Origin of the sequence: Enterobacter sp. Bisph1, assembly GCF_000814905.1 — a bacterium.
Classification (GTDB): Bacteria; Pseudomonadota; Gammaproteobacteria; order Enterobacterales; family Enterobacteriaceae; genus Kosakonia.
This window is the reverse complement of record NZ_JXAG01000036.1, coordinates 111,592-132,671: the sequence shown is the minus strand read 5'-3', so window position 1 is coordinate 132,671 and position 21,080 is coordinate 111,592. Positions and strand designations below refer to the sequence as shown.

The 21,080-nt window shown below is 53.9% G+C and carries 24 protein-coding genes and 1 other RNA gene; 14 read left to right on the top strand and 11 right to left on the bottom strand.

Translation table 11 applies throughout. The features are described from left to right. The first annotated feature begins 2 nt into the window (after positions 1-2). The 7 genes from RW65_RS11365 (at position 3) to RW65_RS11335 (ending at position 3,537) form a co-directional block, all read left to right on the top strand. Complete coding sequence (locus RW65_RS11365; protein ID WP_039056853.1) at positions 3-371, top strand: DUF1090 domain-containing protein; 369 nt, start codon at positions 3-5, stop codon at positions 369-371. Between the two features lie 38 nt (positions 372-409). Continuing rightward, positions 410-712, top strand: a complete 303-nt coding sequence (locus RW65_RS11360) for an ElaB/YgaM/YqjD family protein (RefSeq protein ID WP_039056852.1) — start codon at positions 410-412, stop codon at positions 710-712. Between the two features lies 1 nt (position 713). Beyond that, positions 714-1,109, top strand: coding sequence for a phage holin family protein (locus RW65_RS11355; protein ID WP_039056851.1), 396 nt, complete (start codon positions 714-716; stop codon positions 1,107-1,109). Continuing rightward, entirely contained in the window at positions 1,106-1,396 is a 291-nt protein-coding gene (locus RW65_RS11350; RefSeq protein ID WP_039056850.1) for a YqjK-like family protein, read from the top strand. Before RW65_RS11355 ends, RW65_RS11350 begins: the two co-directional genes overlap by 4 nt. Positions 1,397-1,612: 216 nt before the next feature. Beyond that, complete coding sequence (locus tag RW65_RS11345) at positions 1,613-2,005, top strand: DoxX family protein (RefSeq protein WP_039056849.1); 393 nt, start codon at positions 1,613-1,615, stop codon at positions 2,003-2,005. Positions 2,006-2,078: 73 nt separating this feature from the next. Further along, entirely contained in the window at positions 2,079-3,065 is a 987-nt protein-coding gene (locus RW65_RS11340) for a glutathione S-transferase family protein (protein ID WP_039056848.1), read from the top strand. A gap of 124 nt (positions 3,066-3,189) precedes the next feature. After that, positions 3,190-3,537 carry a DUF805 domain-containing protein gene (locus RW65_RS11335; RefSeq protein WP_039056847.1) on the top strand — a complete coding sequence of 116 codons (348 nt, stop codon included), beginning with the start codon at positions 3,190-3,192 and terminating at the stop codon, positions 3,535-3,537. Between the two features lie 32 nt (positions 3,538-3,569). On the opposite strand, the gene RW65_RS11330 is transcribed toward RW65_RS11335, so the two are convergent. Then, positions 3,570-4,466, bottom strand: a complete 897-nt coding sequence (locus RW65_RS11330; protein ID WP_039056846.1) for a LysR family transcriptional regulator — start codon at positions 4,464-4,466, stop codon at positions 3,570-3,572. A 105-nt stretch (positions 4,467-4,571) separates the two neighbouring features. On the opposite strand from RW65_RS11330, the gene RW65_RS11325 reads away from it, so the two are divergent. Together RW65_RS11325 and RW65_RS23360 are read left to right on the top strand one after the other, a co-directional pair. Further along, complete coding sequence (locus RW65_RS11325; protein ID WP_039056845.1) at positions 4,572-5,273, top strand: pirin family protein; 702 nt, start codon at positions 4,572-4,574, stop codon at positions 5,271-5,273. A 25-nt stretch (positions 5,274-5,298) separates the two neighbouring features. Further along, entirely contained in the window at positions 5,299-5,454 is a 156-nt protein-coding gene (locus tag RW65_RS23360) for a protein YhaL (RefSeq protein WP_156123994.1), read from the top strand. A 54-nt stretch (positions 5,455-5,508) separates the two neighbouring features. On the opposite strand, the gene RW65_RS11320 is transcribed toward RW65_RS23360, so the two are convergent. From RW65_RS11320 to RW65_RS11295, 8 genes are all read right to left on the bottom strand, one after another. Beyond that, positions 5,509-6,264, bottom strand: coding sequence for a glutamine amidotransferase (locus RW65_RS11320; RefSeq protein ID WP_039056844.1), 756 nt, complete (start codon positions 6,262-6,264; stop codon positions 5,509-5,511). A 186-nt stretch (positions 6,265-6,450) separates the two neighbouring features. Further along, positions 6,451-6,648 (bottom strand): CPCC family cysteine-rich protein, encoded by a 198-nt coding sequence (locus RW65_RS21905; protein ID WP_072037748.1) that lies wholly within the window; start codon positions 6,646-6,648, stop codon positions 6,451-6,453. Beyond that, positions 6,645-8,210: an S-type pyocin domain-containing protein gene (locus RW65_RS11315; protein WP_072037747.1), complete on the bottom strand. Its 1,566-nt coding sequence runs from the start codon at positions 8,208-8,210 to the stop codon at positions 6,645-6,647. Before RW65_RS11315 ends, RW65_RS21905 begins: the two co-directional genes overlap by 4 nt. A gap of 511 nt (positions 8,211-8,721) precedes the next feature. Then, positions 8,722-9,100, bottom strand: an RNA gene (gene rnpB, locus RW65_RS21415) — RNase P RNA component class A. A 32-nt stretch (positions 9,101-9,132) separates the two neighbouring features. Continuing rightward, positions 9,133-10,278, bottom strand: a complete 1,146-nt coding sequence (garK, locus tag RW65_RS11310) for a glycerate 2-kinase (RefSeq protein ID WP_039056842.1) — start codon at positions 10,276-10,278, stop codon at positions 9,133-9,135. A 102-nt stretch (positions 10,279-10,380) separates the two neighbouring features. After that, positions 10,381-11,271, bottom strand: coding sequence for a 2-hydroxy-3-oxopropionate reductase (garR, locus tag RW65_RS11305; protein WP_039056841.1), 891 nt, complete (start codon positions 11,269-11,271; stop codon positions 10,381-10,383). 31 nt (positions 11,272-11,302) lie between these two features. Then, positions 11,303-12,073, bottom strand: a complete 771-nt coding sequence (garL, locus tag RW65_RS11300) for a 2-dehydro-3-deoxyglucarate aldolase (RefSeq protein WP_039056840.1) — start codon at positions 12,071-12,073, stop codon at positions 11,303-11,305. Between the two features lie 25 nt (positions 12,074-12,098). Continuing rightward, positions 12,099-13,433: an MFS transporter gene (locus RW65_RS11295; RefSeq protein ID WP_039056839.1), complete on the bottom strand. Its 1,335-nt coding sequence runs from the start codon at positions 13,431-13,433 to the stop codon at positions 12,099-12,101. A gap of 417 nt (positions 13,434-13,850) precedes the next feature. Here RW65_RS11295 and garD point away from each other — a divergent pair, with 417 nt between their 5' ends. Continuing rightward, complete coding sequence (gene garD, locus RW65_RS11290) at positions 13,851-15,422, top strand: galactarate dehydratase (protein ID WP_039056838.1); 1,572 nt, start codon at positions 13,851-13,853, stop codon at positions 15,420-15,422. 36 nt (positions 15,423-15,458) lie between these two features. On the opposite strand, the gene RW65_RS11285 is transcribed toward garD, so the two are convergent. Further along, complete coding sequence (locus RW65_RS11285) at positions 15,459-16,457, bottom strand: Fic family protein (RefSeq protein WP_039056837.1); 999 nt, start codon at positions 16,455-16,457, stop codon at positions 15,459-15,461. A gap of 5 nt (positions 16,458-16,462) precedes the next feature. Then, positions 16,463-17,323 (bottom strand): 16S rRNA (cytidine(1402)-2'-O)-methyltransferase, encoded by an 861-nt coding sequence (rsmI, locus tag RW65_RS11280; protein WP_039056836.1) that lies wholly within the window; start codon positions 17,321-17,323, stop codon positions 16,463-16,465. Between the two features lie 62 nt (positions 17,324-17,385). On the opposite strand from rsmI, the gene RW65_RS11275 reads away from it, so the two are divergent. The 4 genes from RW65_RS11275 to dolP are packed head-to-tail and all read left to right on the top strand — an operon-like array spanning position 17,386 to position 21,066. Beyond that, on the top strand, positions 17,386-19,515 hold the full coding sequence (locus RW65_RS11275; protein WP_039056835.1) for a penicillin-binding protein activator: 2,130 nt from the start codon (positions 17,386-17,388) through the stop codon (positions 19,513-19,515). Continuing rightward, entirely contained in the window at positions 19,473-19,868 is a 396-nt protein-coding gene (locus RW65_RS11270; RefSeq protein ID WP_039056833.1) for a YraN family protein, read from the top strand. The genes RW65_RS11275 and RW65_RS11270 overlap by 43 nt, the downstream gene beginning before the upstream one ends. A 22-nt stretch (positions 19,869-19,890) precedes the next feature. Then, positions 19,891-20,481: a DnaA initiator-associating protein DiaA gene (gene diaA / locus RW65_RS11265; protein ID WP_039056832.1), complete on the top strand. Its 591-nt coding sequence runs from the start codon at positions 19,891-19,893 to the stop codon at positions 20,479-20,481. A gap of 9 nt (positions 20,482-20,490) precedes the next feature. Continuing rightward, positions 20,491-21,066 (top strand): division/outer membrane stress-associated lipid-binding lipoprotein, encoded by a 576-nt coding sequence (gene dolP / locus RW65_RS11260; protein ID WP_039056831.1) that lies wholly within the window; start codon positions 20,491-20,493, stop codon positions 21,064-21,066. The last annotated feature ends 14 nt before the right edge of the window (positions 21,067-21,080 follow it).

The window sequence follows — 21,080 nt, the reverse complement described above, 5'->3', positions numbered from 1 at the left end:
AGATGAACAACCGCATCGCACTGGCGCTGGCTCTCCTTTCTGTGAGCGCATTTTCTCACGCGGCATCGCCGTGCCAGGAAAAAGAACACGAGATCCAACGCGAAATCAGCTATGCCGAGAAGCATAACAATCAGAGCCGGATCAACGGGTTAAACAAGGCGCTACGGGAAGTGCGCGCCAATTGCTCCGACACGAAGCTGCGCGCCGCCCATCAGAAAAAAATTGCCGAACAGAAAGCAGAGGTTGCCGAGCGCCGCCGTGAGTTCAACGAGGCGAAGCAAAAAGGCGATGCGGAAAAAATGAGCAAACGCGAGCACAAGCTAAAAGAGGCACAACAAGAGTTGAAAGTCCTTGAGGCGCGTGACTACTGACTTTATGGAAATAACCACTCACTTAGCCGGAGAAAATTATGTCGAAAGATAATTCTGATCATTTGCGCGCTGAACTGAAATCCCTGGCGGATACGCTGGAAGAAGTGCTGAGCAATTCCAGTGATAAGTCGAAGGAAGAGCTGAGTAAATTACGTACCAAAGCGGAACAGGCGCTGCGCGAAAGCCGCCATCGTCTGGGCGAAACCGGCGATGCGCTGGCTCGTCAAACCCGTGAAGCGGCAGAGCGTACCGATGAGTATGTGCGCGATAATCCGTGGGCCAGCGTAGGTATCGCCGCCGCCGCAGGCGTGATGCTGGGCGTGCTGCTGTCGCGTCGTTAATATGATGGAGTCACGACACGCGCAAGGGCCGGGCAAAAGCGTACTCGGAATAGGTCAACGCATTGTGACTATCCTTGTGGAAATGGTCGAAACCCGCCTGCGGCTGGCAGTTGTCGAGCTGGAAGAAGAGAAAGCGAACTTATTCCAGCTGCTGCTTATGGTGGGGCTGACCATGCTTTTCGCCGCATTTGGCCTAATGAGCCTGATGGTCCTGATTATCTGGGCCATCGATCCGCAATATCGCCTGAACGCGATGATTGCAACCACTGTCGTATTGCTGGTGCTGGCATTAATTGGCGGCATCTGGACATTGCGCAAATCGCGAGCCTCGACGTTTCTGCGCCATACTCGCCAGGAGCTGGCAAACGACCGCGCCTTGCTGGAGGAAGATAAGTGAGCGGCAAAGCGGAACGTCTAAAGCGTAAAGCGCGTTTACTCAGTGAGATCCAACAGCAGCGTCTGGATCTCACCGCCGGTCGCCGCGACTGGCTGGAGTCAACCGGCGCTTACGATCGCGGCTGGAACACCCTGCTTAGCCTGCGCTCATGGGCGCTGGTAGGCAGCAGCGCGATGGCAATCTGGACGGTACGCCATCCCAATATGTTAATGCGCTGGGCCAAACGCGGTCTGGGTGCGTGGAGCTTGTGGCGCTTAGTGAAAACCACACTCAACGCACCGCGCTAAACGTTCTCGCGGCACGGCATTTACGGGCGATAATCACTTATCGCCCGTTTGTTTTTTATATGCTCAGTTTTTTTGAATAATTTCGACAGTTTTCCTTGCTAACAATCTTTTCCCGTCACGATTACTATCCTCTCCATCGACAGCAATAACGCGGCATCCGCCCGTAATTGCGGACAATTTACTGTTAGCCGCTATTGTGGTTTCCTGGAGAGAAAGATGAAAAAATTAGAAGATGTTGGTTTCCTCGTTGCTCGTATTCTGATGCCGATTCTGTTTATCGTCGCCGGCTGGGGCAAAATTACCGGTTATGCAGGCACCCAGCAATATATGGAAGCAATGGGCGTCCCGGGGTTCTTCCTGCCGTTAACAATTCTTCTTGAGTTTGGTGGCGGTCTGGCGATTCTGTTCGGTTTCCTGACCCGTACTACGGCGCTGTTTACCGCGGGCTTCACCCTGCTGACCGCGTTTATCTTCCACAGCAACTTTGCTGAAGGCGTCAATTCGCTGATGTTTATGAAAAACCTGACCATCGCTGGCGGCTTCCTGCTGCTGGGTATCACCGGTCCGGGCGCTATCAGTATCGACCGCGTTCTGAATAAAAAATGGTAAGCGCTCTATACTGAGTGAAGAGATGCAAGCGAGGAGATTACTCCTCGCTTTTGCTATGCAGAAGGAGGAAAAAATGGGACAACTGATTGACGGCGTCTGGCACGACACCTGGTACGATACCAAATCCACCGGAGGACGTTTTCAGCGCTCGGTATCGGCGTTTCGCAACTGGCTCACCGCCGATGGCGCGCCCGGACCGTCTGGCGAAGGTGGCTTTGCCGCCGAAAAAGATCGTTATCATCTGTATGTTTCACTCGCCTGTCCGTGGGCGCACCGTACGCTTCTCCTGCGTACCTTAAAAGGGCTCGAACCCTTTATTTCGGTTTCCGTGGTCAGCCCAATTATGCTGGAGAATGGCTGGACATTTGACGATGATTTCCCGGCCGCGACGGGCGACACGCTCTATCAGCACGAATTCCTCTATCAGCTCTATCTCCACGCCGACCCTAACTACACCGGCCGCGTCACGGTTCCCGTGCTGTGGGATAAAAAGAATCACACCATTGTCAGTAATGAATCGGCGGAAATTATTCGCATGTTCAATACTGCCTTTGATGGCCTGGGCGCGAAAGCCGGTGATTACTATCCGCCCCAGCTGCGTGAAAAAATTGATGAGCTGAACGGCTGGATCTACGACAACGTTAATAACGGCGTCTATAAAGCCGGTTTCGCCACCAGCCAGCAGGCTTACGACGATGCGGTAGTCAATGTCTTTAACGCACTGGAACGCCTCGAACAAATTCTCGGCCAGCACCGCTATTTGACCGGCGATCGCTTAACGGAAGCGGATATCCGCCTGTGGACGACGCTTATTCGTTTTGATCCGGTGTATGTCACCCACTTTAAGTGCGACAAACACCGCATTAGCGATTACCTCAATTTGCACGGCTTTCTGCGCGACATTTACCAGACGCCGGGCATCGCCGAAACCGTTGATTTTGCCCATATCCGCAACCACTACTACCGCAGCCACAAGACCATTAACCCGACCGGCATTATCTCTATCGGGCCGTGGCAGGATCTGGATGAACCCCACGGGCGCGATCTGCGTTTCGCCTGATATCACGGGCGCGTGTTCTCGCGCCCAAATTATTTCTCTGCGGGTTCTCGCTTTGTATTTTTGCCGTCTATTCTTACAGGGATTGTTTAGAAAACAACGAATTGACCGTTGACCGAGGTTGAGAATGGACTGGTATTTTAGGGTATTGAGAAACTACGCGACCTTCGACGGGCGCGCGCATCGCCGCGAGTTCTGGATGTTCACGCTGGTCAATACCGTTCTCTTTGGCGTGCTGTATGTGGTCGACAAGATTGTTGGCTGGCATATTTTAAGCCTGCTGTATGCCCTGCTGGTGCTCGTGCCGGGGCTGGCGGTGCAGGTGCGCCGCCTGCACGATACAAACCGAAGCTGGCGCTGGCTGTTGCTGCTGCTGTTTCCGGTTATTGGCTGGCTGATGCTGCTGGCGTTTTACAGCCAGCACGGTACACGGCAAGAAAATCTTTTCGGCCCACAGCCGAAAGCTTTCCTGTAAAACCCCCGGAGCCACAGCGCTGGCTGCAGGATTCACTTACCGGCAAACAGCTTCGGGATTTCCCGTAAACACCAGGCTTTCGCTTCGCCCATGCTATCTCGCCGCCAGGCCATAATAATATCCACCTGGCTGGTGTATTCCGGGCTTACCACGCGCAAGCGGCCTGCGGCAATATCCTCTTCGACCAGCGGCCAGGGCATGGTCGCCACCCCCAGGCCGGATAACAGCGCCTGACGTTTATCTTCGATAGTACTTACCGTCAGCCTCGGCTGTTTATCCAGCAGCTGCACCGTCAGCACCGGACGTTCACGCGCAGTGTCCGCAACGGCGACGCCGCGGTACTTCACGCGCGTCACTTCCGACAGCGGTTCCGGTTCCTGATGAATAGGGTGATCCGGCGCGGCCACGTAGACGTTCATTACCGAATAGAGTTTGCGCGAGTTGATTTCGGACGAGGAGCGAAAATGCATATCCGGCGCAATTACGATATCGGCGCGCCCCTGCTCCAGCCGCTCCCACGCCCCGGCCAGCACTTCAGTAATGACTGATAACTGCGTGTTGGCTTTTGCCGCCAGCCGCTCCACCAACGGAAATAGCTTAACCGTCGGTACCAGCGCTTCCGTCACCAGTGTCAAATGGGTTTCCCAGCCGCGCGCCAGCGCTTCAGCATCGGTTGTGAGCTTATCGGCGGCTTCCAGCAGCACGCGTCCACGCTCCAGCAGCATTCGCCCGACGTTAGTAAATTTGGTGCGGTGCCCGGAGCGGTCAAACAGCACCACATCCAGTTCTTCTTCAAGTTTTTGCATAGTGTAGCTGAGGGCAGAAGGCACCCGTCCCAGCTCGTCCGCTGCCGCAGCGAAGCTGCCGCGACGGTCAATTGCATCCATCACGCGTAACGCTTCCAGCGTCAGCGCCCTTTCTTTAGCCATAAGCGTTCTCATTCAGGAAATTTGAACATACCGGGCAGAATATCTGGCTAACAATGCAGCGTCCATACCTTTAACATTGTTTTAAGCAAAGAGAGGTCAACCATTATGATTACAACCCGTACTGCAAAACAATGCGGACAAGCTGACTTCGGCTGGCTTCAGGCCCGCTACACCTTTTCTTTTGGACATTACTTTGACCCGAAATTGCTCGGCTATGCCTCCCTGCGCGTACTGAATCAGGAAGTGCTTGCGCCTGGCGCTTCGTTCCAGCCACGCACCTATCCGAAAGTGGACATTCTGAACCTGATTCTGGAAGGTGAAGCGGAATACCGCAACAGCGAGGGCAATCATGTTCAGGCGAAAGCCGGTGAAGCGCTGCTGATAGCTACCCAGCCGGGCATCAGCTATAGCGAACATAATTTAAGCAAAGATAAGTCGTTAACGCGGATGCAGATCTGGCTGGATGCGTGCCCGGAACGGGAAAACCCGCCGGTGCAAAAGATGACTATTTCTGATGCATCACAGCAGCTGCTGGCTTCCCCTGACGGTAGCGAGGGAAGTCTGCAGCTTCGCCAGCAAGTGTGGCTGCATCATATTGAGCTGGCAAAAGGAGAAGCGTTACAAATTCAGCTGCATGGCCCGCGTGCTTATTTGCAGTCTATCCACGGTACGGTACATGCCGTAACTGACGGAGAAGGCAAAGAAGCGTTAACATGCGGTGACGGTGCGTTTATTCGTGACGAAGCTAACATAACGCTGGTCGCCGATACGCCGCTTCGCGCTTTGCTGATAGATTTACCCGTGTGATAGTTGCATTAAGTGAGTATATAAAATGATGAGTAATACCTTTAACGTCATTATTGACGATACACAGCAAATCCCTCGCCCTACCCTGGCTCGATTCGGCTTCGAAGAGATGCTGACAGAACTGGAAGCTATCGTTGCCGAAGCCGAAGTTCGTCTTGCAGAAGAAGAAGCGCTAGCCTAAGTCATAAGCCCCGGTGTACATCACCGGGGCTTATTTTATTACCTTACTAAAGGCTTACCGGGCAGCGTCAGACAGCCGCAGCCCATCGTTGCGCTCGGTCACCTCGCGTACGAAGCGGCGCAGAATCTCTGCCGCACCCGGCGCGGGTAATACACCCGCCACCAGACTGTCGGCATCAGTGCCCTCTTTGACAATATTTGCACGGTTCAAACGCAGCAGATCGCGGGCGATCTCTGGCGTCATTTCCGGATGGAACTGTACCGATATTGCGCGCGAGCCGTAGCGGACAATCTGATGGTTATCATGGTCGGAAGAAGCCAGCACCGCTGCGCCTTGCGGCAAGCGCGTCACCGTTTGTCGGTGCGTAAGATGGGCAGGGAAACTTTCAGTCAGATGGCTAAGCAGCGGATCGTTAGCTGCCGCCGAATTCAGGTAAACGGTTTTTGTACCTGCTTCACGCCCTTGCGGATGGTATTCAACATCGCCTCCTAAAGCCCACGAGATCAGCTGATGACCATAACAGACGCCAAACAGCGGCATCTCTATCGCCATTGCCTCGCGGATCCACGCGGCGGTTTTTTCGCTCCAGGGAAGCCTGTCAGAAACCATCGCCCAGGAACCGGTAATAATCGCCGCCCGACGCGCGTCCGGCGCGGGCAGCGCTTCGCCTTCAAACACGCGAACCACTTCAACGTCGTCGGTAGAACAACCTATCGCCTGGCAAAACCAGTGCGGGACATCACCATGCGCTTCACGCAACGGCTCCGGGGCGTCTCCCACCTGAATAATGATCAATGTTTTTTGTTGCATACAACAGCGGCTCCCGAAGGCTGGTTTCAAGACTGTATATAACTAAGGTAGCGCTTTTACGCGGAGATTTGCCGGGCTTTTTGTATCTATGTTTATTAGAGGCGGTGATAAACCGAGCGGCAAAGGGGAAAAGACAGGCCAGGAAAACCTGGCCGATGGAATCAGGCATTCCTGTGCAAAGCAATGTTATTTAACTTTTCGGCCTCGACGGAATGCTTCACGCGCTTCGTTTAAACTCATAACATTGGCTCCGCCTTTATAATCAGGCTCTTCTGTTTGAATAGGGTCATCTTCCCAGGTGCATACGGGGCAAATCTCATAGCTTCCCTCTTCGGGAAATTCATATTGGCCACAGCAAGGACATGAGTGTTTAGAATCGGTCATTTTTGTTTCTCCCAGTACTCAAGACCACCATTAGGCTTGAACATTGTCTTTGGTACGCCGTCTTTTGTTTTAACGGAAAATGTATTTGTCGCCGGGTGATAGTACATTACGTCGCCATTCTGCCGGACTTTCGTTAACGTTCCTGCGGGTGGTGTTCTAACAAAATCATGGGTAGCATCAACGTACTCTTTCGAGTTGTTGAAGGACTTATCTTGGAATTCATGCCCATGTTTGACCCAATGACCGTAAGCATTTTCCACTGGTGCAGCTGCCTTAGTTTTTGTCCAAATTGGATCATCAGGATTTTTGCTAAGGTACACATAAATCGGGTCAAATGTTCCGGCTGGGTGTACCAGAATATAATCCCTGAATGGACGCTCGCCAGGTGCTGGCGTTTCTGTTGACCACGGGCTATTGATTTCACTTTCAGGGTAAACCAGTACACTCGGAGGGACGTATACGTTGTCCCGATTCCCGGTATTGGATGGAGATACATATCCAGGATCGTCTGGTGTCCATATGATTGTTGGCTTACTTGTGCCGTCTTCCCAGAATTCATAGTTCCCGGTGGTGGTGTTCTTCTGAAGCATTCGAACCGGAACCTTGTCCTGCCCACCTCTGGCACTGACATGAAAACCTTTCGGCCTTATCATCCCGTTCTGGTCTGCTTCCCAACGAAAGCGAACACGAGTCGGAACATCTTCTTTATTCTGGGCTGCCTGCTCAAGCCGCATCTTGTTGATGTAATCTTGCTCACCGCTGTTAAGTTTTGGCGAGTAGAACATACCAAAGAGGAGCACTGTTGGGGGGCTGGGAGCAATCCAGCGACCAGCGGTAGAAAGAGTGCCGCCAATCTGCTGTAACGCCGCATACCCGGCTTCAGTCGCTGCACCAGTAGTTATCCCGGAGGTTGTCGCTACTCTTGCTGTAGCCATTCCTGCGGCTGCCGCGGCCTGTTTTGTATCCGGGGAATTGAAGAGGCGTTTATACCAGGGGTGAGTATCTTCCGGTGGCGATGTTGGTTCGGCTGGCTTATGTTTCTTTGCCGCTTGCGCGTGCTGGATGGATTCTTCTTTTAATTGTGCCGCTTGAGGTGATGCCCGGTAAAAACCTGCATAACCAAAATTATCGACGGATTCCTGATCTGTTCCAGCGTCTGTGCAACCTTCACCGCGTAGACAGGATTTCGCAAAAACAGGTATAGAACTTAGGGCTGCCGCTGCTGCAATCGCTTTTGTTATCGGCCATTCTGCTGCACGCTTGCGTTGCTCCTCGAAAGGATCTTCGGGACTATCTTCTACCCATATTGTTGTCGTGCCAAGCACTTGATTGTCTTTACAGTGACACAACACACGATCCCCAGTAGCTACGCAAGGTTTGTCTTCCGCAAAGTGGTACGCAGTGCCATTTATCTGAAATAGCCCGTTGCAGGTTTCCTTTGGGCACCATGCCATATCGCCATTCAAGACAATATTTCGTTCCTCAATAATCGATGAGGAAGCTGATAAGACCTCTCCACCACTTGTAGTTTTGTCCCCAAGCCTTACCAATGATCTGGTCATAAATCCCTCTACTTATTGTGGAAATGCTCGCCGTGGTCATTTTACAATCAATGCCCGCATGCACAACAAGTATTAGATTTAAGCCAAATTCCCTTTCTTAATATTCGGTTAAAGAACACCGCCAGTGTCACATTTTCGCCCTTAATGGACTGAAAAAGAACAACATATTGTTTAGAAGAAGTCGAAGCTGACCGGTAAGCCGCATTCTTTCATAGAAAACGGAGTGGGCAGTAATTCATCTCTCGCAAAAAGCAAAAACCCCGCCGAAGCGGGGTTCTGTTAAGAGTCGAAACTGATCGGTAAGCCGCGTTCTTTCATGAAAAACGGAGTGGACAGTCATTCATCTCTCGCAAAAAGCAAAACGCCCGCAAGATGTCTCTTACGGGCGTCTTTAATGGTCGAAACTGACCGGTAAGCCGCGTTCTTTCATAGAAAGCGGAGTGGACAGTCATTCATCTCATCAGCTCAAAAACAAAACGCCCGCGAGATTTCTCCTGCGGGCGTCTTTAAGAGTCGAAACTGACCGATAAGCCGGGTTCTGTCGTGGACAGTCATTCATCTAGGCCAGCAATCGCTCACTGGCTCAAGCAGCCTACCCGGGTTCAGTACGGGCCGTACCTTGTGAACCCCTATTTGGCCTTGCTCCGGGTGGAGTTTACCGTGCCGCGAACTGTTGCCAGACGCGCGGTGCGCTCTTACCGCACCCTTTCACCCTTACCTGATCCCACTTGCGTGGGCCATCGGCGGTTTGCTCTCTGTTGCACTGGTCGTAGGCTTGCGCCTCCCAGGCGTTACCTGGCACCCTGCCCTATGGAGCCCGGACTTTCCTCCCCTCCGCCCGTCTCCCCCGAAAGGGACGACGACGAAGCGGCGACTGTCTGGTCAGCTTCGGCGCGCAGTATAGAGGGTTTGCGCGCCCCTGTCACCCTTCCGTCAACATTCCCACCTGCAAGGTGGCGGCGATATTGCGTGAAGCGCGATAAATATTGTCAAACGCACCGCGAAACGCCTCTTCCAGCGTACCGATACTGGTTAGCACGCTAAACACCGCCTCAATGCCGTGCTGATGCACAACGCCCACATCGCTGGTCAAACTCCCGGCGATACCGATAACGGGTTTATGGTATTTTTTTGCCACCTGCGCCACGCCAATCGGCACTTTACCGTGAATGCTTTGGCTGTCGATACGCCCCTCGCCCGTCACCACCAGCGTGCAGTCGTGAATATGCTCTTCAAGGTTCAGTGCCTGGGTGACGATCTCAATACCGCTTCGCAGTTCTGCGCCCAGAAAAGCCATCAGCGCGGCGCCCATGCCACCCGCCGCACCAGAACCCGGCACGTTTCGCACATCGACGCGCAGTGATTTTTTAATGATATCGGCAAAGTGGCTTAACGCTTGATCCAGCTCGACAATCAGCGCTTCCGTCGCCCCTTTTTGCGGACCAAAAATACGCGACGCACCCTGTTCGCCGGTCAACGGATTGGTCACATCGCAGGCTACGCGAAGCCTGCAGCGCTGCAAACGGGGATCGAGCCCGGAAAGATCGATGGCGTTCAGGCTTAACAGACTGCCACCGCCGTAGCCGATTTCAGTGCCGTTGGCGTCGGTTAATTTCGCCCCCAGCGCCTGCACCATGCCCGCGCCGCCGTCGTTAGTGGCGCTACCGCCAATGCCGATAATAATGTTGGTTGCCCCATGATCCAGCGCATGCAAAATTAATTCCCCGGTGCCGCGCGAAGTGGTAATCAAAGGGTTGCGTAATTCAGGCGGAACCAGCGCCAGCCCGCTCGCCGCCGCCATTTCAATAAAAGCGGTTTGCTCATCGCCAGAAATACCCCAGCAGGCATCGACCTTTTCACCCAGCGGGCCTGTCACTTTCGCGCTGCGTACCGTGCCTTTTGTGGCGGCAATCATGGCTTCCACCGTCCCTTCACCGCCATCCGCAACCGGTACGGAAACGTATTGAGCATTGGGAAAAATTTCCCGAAATCCTTTTTCTATCGCCTGCGCTACCTGGGCAGCAGAAAGGCTTTCTTTGTAAGAGTCTGGGGCGATGACGATTTTCATAATTGTGAGCCTGATAGTGCCGCGCACTTCACCCTTCAGGCCATGAGCGGCCTGAAGAGATGCAAAGAGAAGGAATCAAGGACGCAGCGTGCGCCCTTCTTGTTAACGAGTGACTTCGATTTTCGCCAGTTTCTCGTAGTAGCACGCAATGGCGCTGTGGTCAGCGTTACCGAGACCATCTGCGCGCAGGGCCTGCATCATCTCCATTACCGCGGCGGTCAACGGAAGCTGCGCGCCGACGCCGTGCGATGTATCCAGCGCGTTGGCAAGATCTTTGATATGCAGATCGATACGGAAGCCAGGTTTGAAGTTACGATCCATCACCATTGGTGCTTTGGCGTCCAGCACGGTGCTGCCCGCCAGCCCACCGCGAATAGCCTGATAAACCAGATCCGGATTCACGCCCGCTTTAGTCGCCAGCGTCAGGGCTTCTGACATGGCGGCGATATTCAGCGCCACAATCACCTGGTTCGCCAGCTTGGTGACGTTGCCCGCGCCGATATCACCGGTATGCACCACAGAACCCGCCATCGCTTTTAGCAGGTCGTAATATTTGTCGAAAATCCCTTTGTCACCGCCGACCATCACGGAGAGAGTGCCGTCGATGGCTTTCGGTTCGCCGCCGCTGACCGGCGCATCCAGCATATCGATACCTTTCGCTTTTAACGCCTCGCTGATTTCACGGCTGGCCAGCGGCGCGATGGAACTCATATCGATAAGCACCGTTCCGGCTTTCGCACCTTCGATAATGCCGCCTTCGCCCAGCGCCACTTCTTTAACATGCGGGGAGTTCGGCAGCATGGTGATAATCACATCGCACTGTTCAGCCACGGCTTTCGCGCTGGTAGCCGTCTCTGCGCCTGCGGCCATCACTTCTGCAACCGCGTCCTGGTTACGGTCAACGACCACCAGTGAGTAACCGGCTTTAATGAGGTTTTTACTCATTGGTTTACCCATGATACCCAGGCCAATGAAACCCACTTTCATCGTCATAATTGCGTCTCTCTCTGTAAGGGTGGTTTGATTATTTCTTAAAGGTGTCGGCCAGTTTCTGCGTCGCCGAACGGAACACGCCCAGATCGCTGCCTACGGCAACCACCGTTGCGCCCCATTCGATATAGCGGCGGGCATCGGCTTCAACGGGCGCAAGGATGCCGCTCGGTTTGTTGTGCGCTTTGGCACGGGCAAAAATATGTTGGATAGTGCGCTGTACTTCCGGGTGCGCCGCATTGCCGATGTAACCCAGCGTGGCCGCCAGATCGCTCGGGCCGACAAACACGCCGTCTACGCCGTCGGTTGCCAGAATCGCGTCGAGATTATCCACGCCCGCCTGGCTTTCGATCTGCACCAGGATAGTGATATTGACGTTGGACTGGCGGAAATAGTCAGGCACGGTGCCGAACATATTCGCGCGGTGGGAAACAGAAACGCCGCGGATCCCTTCCGGCGGATAACGGGTCGCCGCGACGGCGTTCACCGCTTCTTCTTCGCTTTCGACAAACGGGATCAGGAAGTTATAGAAACCGATATCCAGCAGGCGCTTGATGATCACCGGATCGTTGGTCGGTACGCGCACAACCGGCGCGCTGACGCTGCCTTTTAAGGCCATTAACTGCGGTACAAAAGTGAGCACGTCGTTGGGCGCGTGCTCGCCATCCAGCAGCAGCCAGTCAAAGCCAGCCAGACCCAGAACTTCCGTGCTGATATGGCTACCGAGCGCAGACCAACAGCCGATTTGCATCTGCTGCGCCGCCAGCGCTGCCTTGAATTTGTTGGGGAAGATATCGTTATTCATCTTTTGTACCTTAATAAGTTGTTGCTTATTTCTGCAGTTCCATACGTTTGATGTCGCCAACCACAAACAGGTAGCAAACCATCATCATCAGCGCCGAGCAGCCTACGAATACCAACGCACCGTTGAATGAATGCAACTCTTTTACCATATAGCCGATGACCAGCGGCGTTACGATAGACGCCACGTTACCGAATACGTTGAAGACACCGCCGCACAGACCCACTATCTCTTTTGGCGCGACGTCGGAGATGACCGGCCAGCCCAGCGCGCCAAACCCTTTACCGAAGAACGCCAGCGCCATTAGCGCGACAACCAGCACGGTGCTATCGGTGTAGTTACACAGGATGATGCTTGAAGCCAGTAACATGCCGACCACGATAGGAAATTTACGCGCCACGGTCAGCGTGCAGCCACGCTTAATCAGATAGTCAGAGAACAGGCCGCCCAGTACGCCGCCGGCAAAACCACACAGCGCGGGAATAGAGGCGACAAAACCGACTTTCAGGATCGACATGCCTTTGTCCTGCACCAGATAAATCGGGAACCAGGTCAAGAAGAACCAGGTAATGGTGTTCAGGAAGTACTGCCCAAAAAAGACACCGAGCATCATGCGGTTGCAGAGCATCTGCTTGATATAGCCCAGTTTCGGACCCGCATTTTTGCCATCGTCTGCCTTTTTGTGGTCCATATCCACAACCGCGCCATTTTTCTCAATGTACTCCAGCTCTTCGCGGGACATACGCGGATGATCCGTTGGGTTATGGACAAACTTTACCCAAGCGAAAGTCAGCACAAAACCGATCGCACCCATTACCGTAAAGACATGTTCCCAACCCCAGGCGAAGGTCAGCCAGCCGAGCAGTGGCGAGAAGAGCGCCAGAGAAAAGTACTGCGCCGCATTAAAAATTGCCGACGCCGTGCCGCGCTCTTTAGCGGGAAACCAGGCCGCAACAATACGGGCATTGGCCGGGAACGACGGCGCTTCGGAGAAGCCCAACATAAAACGCATAAAAAACATTGAAACGCCGGCCCAGGCGAGAGGGAAAACGTCGACAAAGCCCTGCAGGAAGGTAAAAAGCGACCAGAAAAACAGGCTATAGGTGTAGACCTTTTTCGAGCCGAAACGGTCAAGCAGCCAGCCGCCAGGGATTTGCATCAGCAAATAGGCCCAGCCGAAGGCGGAAAAAATATAGCCCATTGATACGGCATCAAGCTTCAGCTGCTTCGCCACCTCGGTTCCGGCAATAGAGAGGGTAGCGCGGTCAGCATAATTCACTGCGGTTACAATAAATATAATCAGTAAAATTAAATAACGGGTGGGAAATCCCCGTCTTGTTTCAACGGCATGTTCAACAGTCATTATAATTTCCTCGGGCACCACTAAATTTAAATATAATTATTTTGATAGGTGTTATCTGGTTTTATTTAAGCGCGAAAAACAGGCATCAGATAATTAACAATTCGATTTTATTAGCCATCAGTATAAACAGCGTCATCATGTCATACACTGGAGCGTTGCTCAATTTTAAGCGTAATAAAAAAGAATATTTTGAGCATATGCACAGATAGCTGGGCGCTAATGCACAATTCTTGCATTCGACAGCCTTGTTAGACGGGGGATCACAATAATAAGTGATTTAGATCACGTTTTAATAGCTTAACTCCTGACATTCTTATTTCAGCAAATGTGTTTTTATTTCTGAATTAATTGCAGAATAAACCGTGGTTCTTTTTTATTGAGTAATGCATCGTACAGTTAGCTGGAGATTACTTGACAATGTCCGACATTCAAATTAGGCAGCAACCGCCAGGGGCGTTTTATATTAAGGTTCATGACACGGATAATGTCGCGATCATTGTTAATGATAATGGATTAAAAGCAGGGACCCGATTTGCCGACGGTCTGGAACTTATTGAACATATTCCCCAGGGACATAAAGTGGCGCTGGTGGATATTCCCCACCACGGGGAGATCGTGCGTTACGGCGAGGTGATCGGTTACGCCATGCGCGATATTGTACGCGGAAGCTGGATTGATGAATCAATGGTCGAGCTGCCGAAAGCGCCGCCCCTCAATACGCTGCCGCTGGCGACCAAAGTGCCAGAGCCGCTGCCGCCGCTGGAAGGTTATACCTTTGAAGGCTACCGCAATGCGGATGGCAGCGTCGGCACCAAGAATTTGCTGGGTATCACCACCAGCGTCCACTGTGTGGCGGGCGTGGTTGATTATGTGGTGAAAATCATTGAGCGCGATCTGCTGCCGAAATACCCCAACGTGGACGGCGTCGTCGGCCTTAATCATTTGTACGGCTGCGGTGTAGCGATTAACGCGCCGGCGGCGGTGATCCCGATTCGTACTATTCACAACATTTCGTTAAACCCGAATTTCGGCGGCGAAGTGATGGTGATTGGCCTCGGCTGTGAAAAGTTGCAGCCGGAACGTCTGCTGCAGGGCACTGAGGATGTACAGCCGATTCCCGTTGATAGTGCCAGCATTGTGCGTTTGCAGGATGAGCATCACGTCGGTTTCCGCTCGATGGTGGAAGACATTCTGCAGGTGGCCGAACGTCACCTGGCGAAACTGAACCAGCGCAAACGCGAAACCTGCCCGGCTTCAGAACTGGTTGTCGGCATGCAGTGCGGCGGCAGCGACGCATTTTCCGGCGTCACGGCCAACCCGGCGGTGGGATTCGCTTCTGACCTGATCGTCCGCTGCGGCGGCACGGTGATGTTCTCGGAAGTGACGGAAGTACGTGACGCCATCCATCTGTTGACGCCCCGCGCTATCAACGAAGAGGTGGGTAAACGCCTGCTGGAAGAGATGGCCTGGTACGATAACTATCTGGATATGGGTAAAACCGACCGCAGCGCCAACCCTTCACCGGGCAATAAAAAAGGCGGCCTGGCGAACGTGGTGGAGAAAGCGCTGGGCTCCATCGCCAAATCCGGCAAAAGTGCCATTTCCGAAGTGCTCTCTCCGGGCCAGCGGCCCACCAAACGCGGTCTGATTTATGCGGCAACGCCGGCAAGCGATTTTGTCTGTGGGACGCAGCAGGTGGCCTCCGGGATTACCGTACAGGTATTTACCACCGGGCGCGGGACGCCTTACGGTCTGGTTGCGGTACCGGTGATTAAGATGGCAACCCGCACGGAGCTGGCGAATCGCTGGTTCGATTTAATGGATATTAACGCCGGGACTATCGCCACAGGCGAAGAGACAATTGAGGATGTGGGCTGGAAACTGTTCCACTTTATTCTGGATGTCGCCAGCGGTCGCAAAAAAACCTTCTCCGATCAATGGGGCCTGCATAACCAGCTGGCGGTCTTTAACCCGGCTCCGGTGACCTGATTTTCCGTATCAGACAAACGCCTCTTAATTGAGGCGTTATTTCACCCGCCAGAAACCGCCTTTTTTCGCCCCTACACGCTCAAGCCTGTTCTTTTGTTGCAAGGAATGAAGATAGCGCTCTACGGTTCGTGGGCTCACCCTGAGCGCGCTGGATAACGCATCGGCTGTCAGTTCTGGCCGCTCGGCTAGCAGGGCCAGGACGCATCGTTCAGCCTCAGTGAGCATCACGCTTTTTTCCGACATTTGTTCCGACATTTCTTCCGACACGCTTTGACGACCATCTAACCCTTCGACCAGGGCTTTATGAACTGCCGCAAGCATAAAGGCGACAAAAGCTGTGCAATCACTGGCCCGATCGCATTCACCCAAAACCTGATAATAACGCTCTTGTTGATAGTGAACGATCGTCTCTACCGGGAGCCATGCCAACTCTGCGCGCCATTCACTCAGGATGAGTGTCTGCCACAAACGCCCCATTCGTCCGTTGCCATCGGCAAAAGGGTGGATAAATTCGAACTCATAATGAAAAACCGAGCTGGCAACTAACGGATGTAGATCGGTTGATTTACGCCAGGCCAAAAGATCATCGATTAAACTCGCGACCCTCGACGCGGGAGGCGCCATATGAATTAGCCGCGTGTCGCGGTAAATCCCCACGTCACCTGTGCGTAGCTGGCCCGGTTGATCAACCAGCCCATAGGTCAGAATGCGGTGTGCTTCCAGAAGGTCTTTAATGCGATGGCTTTTCCAGCGCGGCATCGCTTCATAGGCTTTAATCGCATTTCGAACCTCCTGGAGATCTTTTAAGGGAGCCAGTACACGCTTCCCTTCAACAATGGCGGTGACCTGTTCCGTGGTCAGGCTATTGTGTTCTATCGCCAGTGAGGCCTGGATCGTACGGATGCGATTCTTTTTACGTAACAGCGGCGAATTACGTCCCGACTGCGCCGCCCAGTGTCCCAACAATTCACCAATTTCAATGACCTGATTCAGAATTCCAGGTGTAATGGTAAAGGGCGGTACGTAGCGGCTCATCGGTATTATCCTTGCTGATCCAGCGCGTATTTATACAGCGCGTTTTTCTTCACGCCGTGGATTTCGGCCGCCAGCGCCGCCGCTTTCTTCAGCGGAAGCTCGGCCTGCAGCAATGCCAGCGTACGCAGCGCATCGGCGGGTAGATCATCTTCTTGCGCTTTATGCCCTTCGACAATAAGCACCATTTCGCCTTTGCGGCGGTTCTCATCCTCTTTCACCCACGCCAGCAGCTCGCCAACCGGCGCGCCCTGAATGCTTTCCCAGGTTTTTGTCAGTTCACGGGCCAGCACCACATAGCGGGATTCACCCCAAACGGCGACCATATCCTCCAGGCTTTCCAGCAGGCGGTGGGTGGATTCATAAAAGATCAGCGTGCGGCTTTCGGTTTCCAGCGCTTTGAGCGCATCGCGACGGCCTTTCGATTTGGCGGGAAGAAAACCTTCATAGCAAAAACGGTCTGACGGCAGCCCGGCGGCGCTAAGAGCAGCAATTGCCGCGCACGGTCCCGGCAACGGTACAACGCGGATCCCCGCCTCGCGGCAGGTGCGCACCAGATGGTAGCCCGGATCGTTAATCAACGGCGTTCCGGCATCGGAAACCAGCGCAATGTTCTGCCCCTCTTTCAGTTTCGCCACCAGCGTTTCGGCTTTTTGCTGCTCGTTATGGTCGTGCAGAGCAAACAAACGGGCATTGATCGCAAAGTGCTGGAGGAGTAAACCGGTGTGACGTGTGTCTTCTGCGGCAATTAAATCAACGGCTTGCAATACGTTCAGCGCACGCTGCGTAATATCGGCCAAATTCCCGATGGGAGTAGGTACAATGTAGAGCTGACCTTGAGAATTCTCCGCCGATTGGTGTTGTTTCATTGTTTCATCCGTATTGCCGATTTAATATTGAACATTGCGTAAAAATTATCACTGGATACAGTATGCTACCGTCAAGATTTCTACGTTCGAAAGCCACGCGCTGTCTGCCTGTGGTGCTCGCCGCCCTGCTGTTTGCAGGCTGCGGTACGCATTCGACAGACCAGAGTACCTCGCATATGCAGGGCGAAGCCCAGGCAGATTCTGGCTATTACCTGCAACAGATGCAGCAAAGCACCGATGATAGCAAGACCAACTGGCAATTACTCGCCATTCGTGCACTGCTCAAAGAGGGGAAAACCCAGCAGGCTGGCGAACTCTTTGCCCGGCTTCCGTCGGATCTGAACGATAACCAGCGCCGTGAACGCGCACTGCTTGCCGCAGAAATGAAGCTCGCAACAAAAGATTTTGCCGGTACGCTGGCGCTATTAAATAAAATCGACCCCGCTGAACTTGAGAAAAACCAGCAGGCGCGTTACTGGCAGATTGGCATTACCGCTTCGCAGGGGAAACCTTCTCTGACGCTGCTGCGCGCGCTGATTGCTCAGCAACCGCTGTTGGCCAAACCGGATGAGCAACAGAAGAATATCGACGCTACCTGGCAAGCCCTTGCTTCGATGACGCAGGATCAGGCGAGAGCGCTGGTGATCAACGCCGATGAAGTTACCCTGCAGGGCTGGCTCGATCTGCAACGTATGTGGTTCGATAACCGCAACGATCCGAAAATGCTGAAAGCAGGCATTACCGACTGGCAGACACGTTACCCGCAAAACCCGGCGGCGAAAATGTTGCCCACCCAGCTGTCGAACATGCAAAACTTCAAACCTGCCTCCGCCAATAAAATCGCCCTGCTGCTGCCGTTAAACGGCCAGGCAGCGGTCTTTAGCCGCGCGATTCAGCAAGGTTTTGAAGCGGCGAAAAACGGCATTGCGCAGGTTTCCGGCCCGGCGGTTGCACCGCAGGTCGCGCAGGCGGCCAACGCTGCCGTTGTCAGTCCCTCCCAGGCCAATGTGAGCGATCTGACCAGCGAAACAGCGCAGCAAGCTGTTGCCGCACCCAACGCCCGGCAAGTTGAAGCACCCACTAGCGCGGCACAAAGCAGTGCGGCAACGGACAGTGCGGCAACAACGCAGCAGGATGCGTCATCCACTCCTGCTCAACCGAATAGCGCTGTCGCTCCGCAGGCCTCCGCGCCAGCCACAACACCTAACCCGGCGTCAGCGGGCGCTGAGCTGAAAATTTACGATACCAGCGCTCAGTCGATGGATCAGATCCTCAACCAGGTTCAGCAGGATGGCGCCAGTATCGTGGTCGGCCCGCTGTTGAAAAACAACGTTGAAGAGCTGATGCGCAGCAACACGACGCTGAATGTGCTGGCACTGAACCAGCCTGAGCATGTCGAAAATCGCGCAAACATCTGTTATTTCGCCCTCTCACCGGAAGATGAAGCCCGCGATGCCGCCCGCCATATTCATGAACAGGGTCGTCACGCTCCGCTGCTGCTGGTTCCGCGCAGTACGCTGGGTGAACGCGTCAGCAACGCTTTCGCCGATGAGTGGAAAAAACTGAGCGGCGGCGTGGTGCTGGCGCAAAAATTTGGTTCCACCGCGGAATTGCGGATGGGGCTGAATGGACGTTCTGGCATTGCGCTGACCGGAAGCCCGGTCACGTCGAGCCTGCCGCAGCAGCAGGGCGTAACGGTGGGCGGCCTTACTATTCCAGCCCCACCGACGGATGAGCAGATCACCGGTAGCGGCAGCGTAGACTCGGTTTACATCGTGGCGACACCGGATGAAATCGCGCTGATTAAACCAATGATTACCCTGCGTACCGGCAGTCAGAGCGGCGTGATGCTCTACGCCAGTTCCCGTAGCGCGCAGGGCGGCGCGGGCCCGGATTTCCGCCTTGAAATGGAAGGGCTGCAGTTTAACGAAATTCCTATGCTGGCCGGGGCAAACCCATCCCTGATGCAGCAGGCCCTCCGCAGCGTGAATAACGACTATTCGCTGGCGCGTCTATATGCGATGGGCGCGGATGCCTGGTCGCTGGCGAATAACTTTTCGCAAATGCGTCAGGTGCCGGGCTTCGAACTCAACGGCAATACCGGCGATCTCACCGCCACTCAGGACTGCGTGATCAACAGGAAGTTGTCATGGCTCAAATACCAACAGGGACAAATCGTCCCGGCGAATTAAGCCGTAAGCAGACCGGCGACGCGTGGGAAGCAAAAGCGCGTCGCTTGCTGGAGAGCAAAGGACTGCGCTTTATCGCCGCCAATGTGCGTGAGCGCGGCGGCGAGATTGACCTGATAATGCAACATGGCAAAACCACCGTGTTTATCGAAGTGCGCTATCGCAAGTCGGCCCGCTTTGGCGGCGCTGCGAGCAGCGTCACACGCGCGAAACAAGCCAAACTGCTGTACACCGCCCGTTTGTGGCTGGCCCGGCACAATGGGAGTTTTGATACTGTGGATTGCCGGTTTGATGTGGTAGCCTTCACCGAAAATGATGTTGAGTGGATAACCAACGCGTTTAACGACCACTCATGATTGCTCAACAATAGGGATTCCCGTGCTCGAACGAATTAAAGTCTGCTTTACGGAAAGCATTCAAACCCAAATTGCGGCAGCAGAAGCGCTGCCCGATGCCATTTCCCGAGCAGCCATGACGATGGTTCACGCCCTGCTGAATGGCAACAAAATCCTTTGTTGTGGCAACGGAACCTCTGCCGCCAACGCACAGCATTTTGCTGCCAGCATGATTAATCGTTTTGAAACAGAACGCCCAAGTTTACCCGCCATTGCACTTAATACCGATAATGTGGTCTTAACGGCGATAGCAAATGACCGTCTGCAAGAAGAGATTTATGCCAAGCAGGTTCGGGCCCTCGGCCATAACGGCGATATCCTGCTGGCTATTTCAACGCGGGGTAACAGCCGCGATATCGTTAAAGCCGTTGAAGCGGCGGTAACGCGTGATATGTCTATCATCGCGTTAACCGGCTACGACGGCGGCGAGCTGGCAGGTTTATTGGGGCCGCAGGATGTCGAAATTCGTATTCCTTCCCATCGCAGCGCACGTATCCATGAGATGCACATGCTGACGGTAAATTGCTTATGCGATCTGATTGATAACACGCTTTTTCCTCACCAGGATGATTAAGGAGAATACATGAAGGCATTTACGCCCCTCGCGGTCCTTATTTCCGCGCTGCTGCTACAGGGTTGTGTTGGTGCTGTGGTGGTCGGTTCCGCAGCCGTGGGCACAAAGGCCGCGACGGATCCGCGAACCGTAGGTACTCAGGTGGATGACGGCACGCTGGAACTGCGCGTGAGCAGCGCGCTGTCGAAAGATGAACAAATCAAAAAAGAAGCGCGTATTAATGTCACCGCTTATCAAGGGAAAGTCTTGCTGACCGGCCAGGCACCGAACACCGATCTCGCATCACGCGCAAAACAGATTGCCGTGGGCGTGGAAGGTGCGACGGAAGTCTTTAACGAGATTCGCCAGGGCCAGCCGATTGGTCTGGGTACCGCCTCTTCCGATACCTGGATAACCACCAAAGTGCGCTCCCAGCTGTTGAGCAGCGACCAGGTGAAATCCTCCAACGTAAAAGTGACAACCGAAAACGGTGAAGTGTTCCTGATGGGGCTGGTTACCGATCGTGAAGGTCGGGCCGCGGCGGATATCGCCAGCCGCGTCAGCGGGGTCAAACACGTGACGACAGCCTTTACGCTTCTCAAATAATACGCAGTTACGAA

Coding starts and splice junctions, on each gene's coding strand:
- RW65_RS11275 (WP_039056835.1), top strand. CDS start 17,386: ATGCTACCGTCAAGATTTCTACGTTCGAAAGCCACGCGCTGTCTGCCT.
- RW65_RS11365 (WP_039056853.1), top strand. CDS start 3: ATGAACAACCGCATCGCACTGGCGCTGGCTCTCCTTTCTGTGAGCGCA.
- RW65_RS11345 (WP_039056849.1), top strand. CDS start 1,613: ATGAAAAAATTAGAAGATGTTGGTTTCCTCGTTGCTCGTATTCTGATG.
- garD (WP_039056838.1), top strand. CDS start 13,851: ATGTCCGACATTCAAATTAGGCAGCAACCGCCAGGGGCGTTTTATATT.
- RW65_RS11295 (WP_039056839.1), bottom strand. CDS start 13,433: ATGACTGTTGAACATGCCGTTGAAACAAGACGGGGATTTCCCACCCGT.
- RW65_RS11355 (WP_039056851.1), top strand. CDS start 714: ATGATGGAGTCACGACACGCGCAAGGGCCGGGCAAAAGCGTACTCGGA.
- garK (WP_039056842.1), bottom strand. CDS start 10,278: ATGAAAATCGTCATCGCCCCAGACTCTTACAAAGAAAGCCTTTCTGCT.
- rsmI (WP_039056836.1), bottom strand. CDS start 17,323: ATGAAACAACACCAATCGGCGGAGAATTCTCAAGGTCAGCTCTACATT.
- dolP (WP_039056831.1), top strand. CDS start 20,491: ATGAAGGCATTTACGCCCCTCGCGGTCCTTATTTCCGCGCTGCTGCTA.
- garL (WP_039056840.1), bottom strand. CDS start 12,073: ATGAATAACGATATCTTCCCCAACAAATTCAAGGCAGCGCTGGCGGCG.
- RW65_RS11325 (WP_039056845.1), top strand. CDS start 4,572: ATGATTACAACCCGTACTGCAAAACAATGCGGACAAGCTGACTTCGGC.
- RW65_RS21905 (WP_072037748.1), bottom strand. CDS start 6,648: ATGACCGATTCTAAACACTCATGTCCTTGCTGTGGCCAATATGAATTT.
- RW65_RS11285 (WP_039056837.1), bottom strand. CDS start 16,457: ATGAGCCGCTACGTACCGCCCTTTACCATTACACCTGGAATTCTGAAT.
- garR (WP_039056841.1), bottom strand. CDS start 11,271: ATGACGATGAAAGTGGGTTTCATTGGCCTGGGTATCATGGGTAAACCA.
- RW65_RS23360 (WP_156123994.1), top strand. CDS start 5,299: ATGATGAGTAATACCTTTAACGTCATTATTGACGATACACAGCAAATC.
- RW65_RS11360 (WP_039056852.1), top strand. CDS start 410: ATGTCGAAAGATAATTCTGATCATTTGCGCGCTGAACTGAAATCCCTG.
- RW65_RS11340 (WP_039056848.1), top strand. CDS start 2,079: ATGGGACAACTGATTGACGGCGTCTGGCACGACACCTGGTACGATACC.
- RW65_RS11330 (WP_039056846.1), bottom strand. CDS start 4,466: ATGGCTAAAGAAAGGGCGCTGACGCTGGAAGCGTTACGCGTGATGGAT.
- RW65_RS11320 (WP_039056844.1), bottom strand. CDS start 6,264: ATGCAACAAAAAACATTGATCATTATTCAGGTGGGAGACGCCCCGGAG.
- RW65_RS11335 (WP_039056847.1), top strand. CDS start 3,190: ATGGACTGGTATTTTAGGGTATTGAGAAACTACGCGACCTTCGACGGG.
- RW65_RS11270 (WP_039056833.1), top strand. CDS start 19,473: ATGGCTCAAATACCAACAGGGACAAATCGTCCCGGCGAATTAAGCCGT.
- RW65_RS11315 (WP_072037747.1), bottom strand. CDS start 8,210: ATGACCAGATCATTGGTAAGGCTTGGGGACAAAACTACAAGTGGTGGA.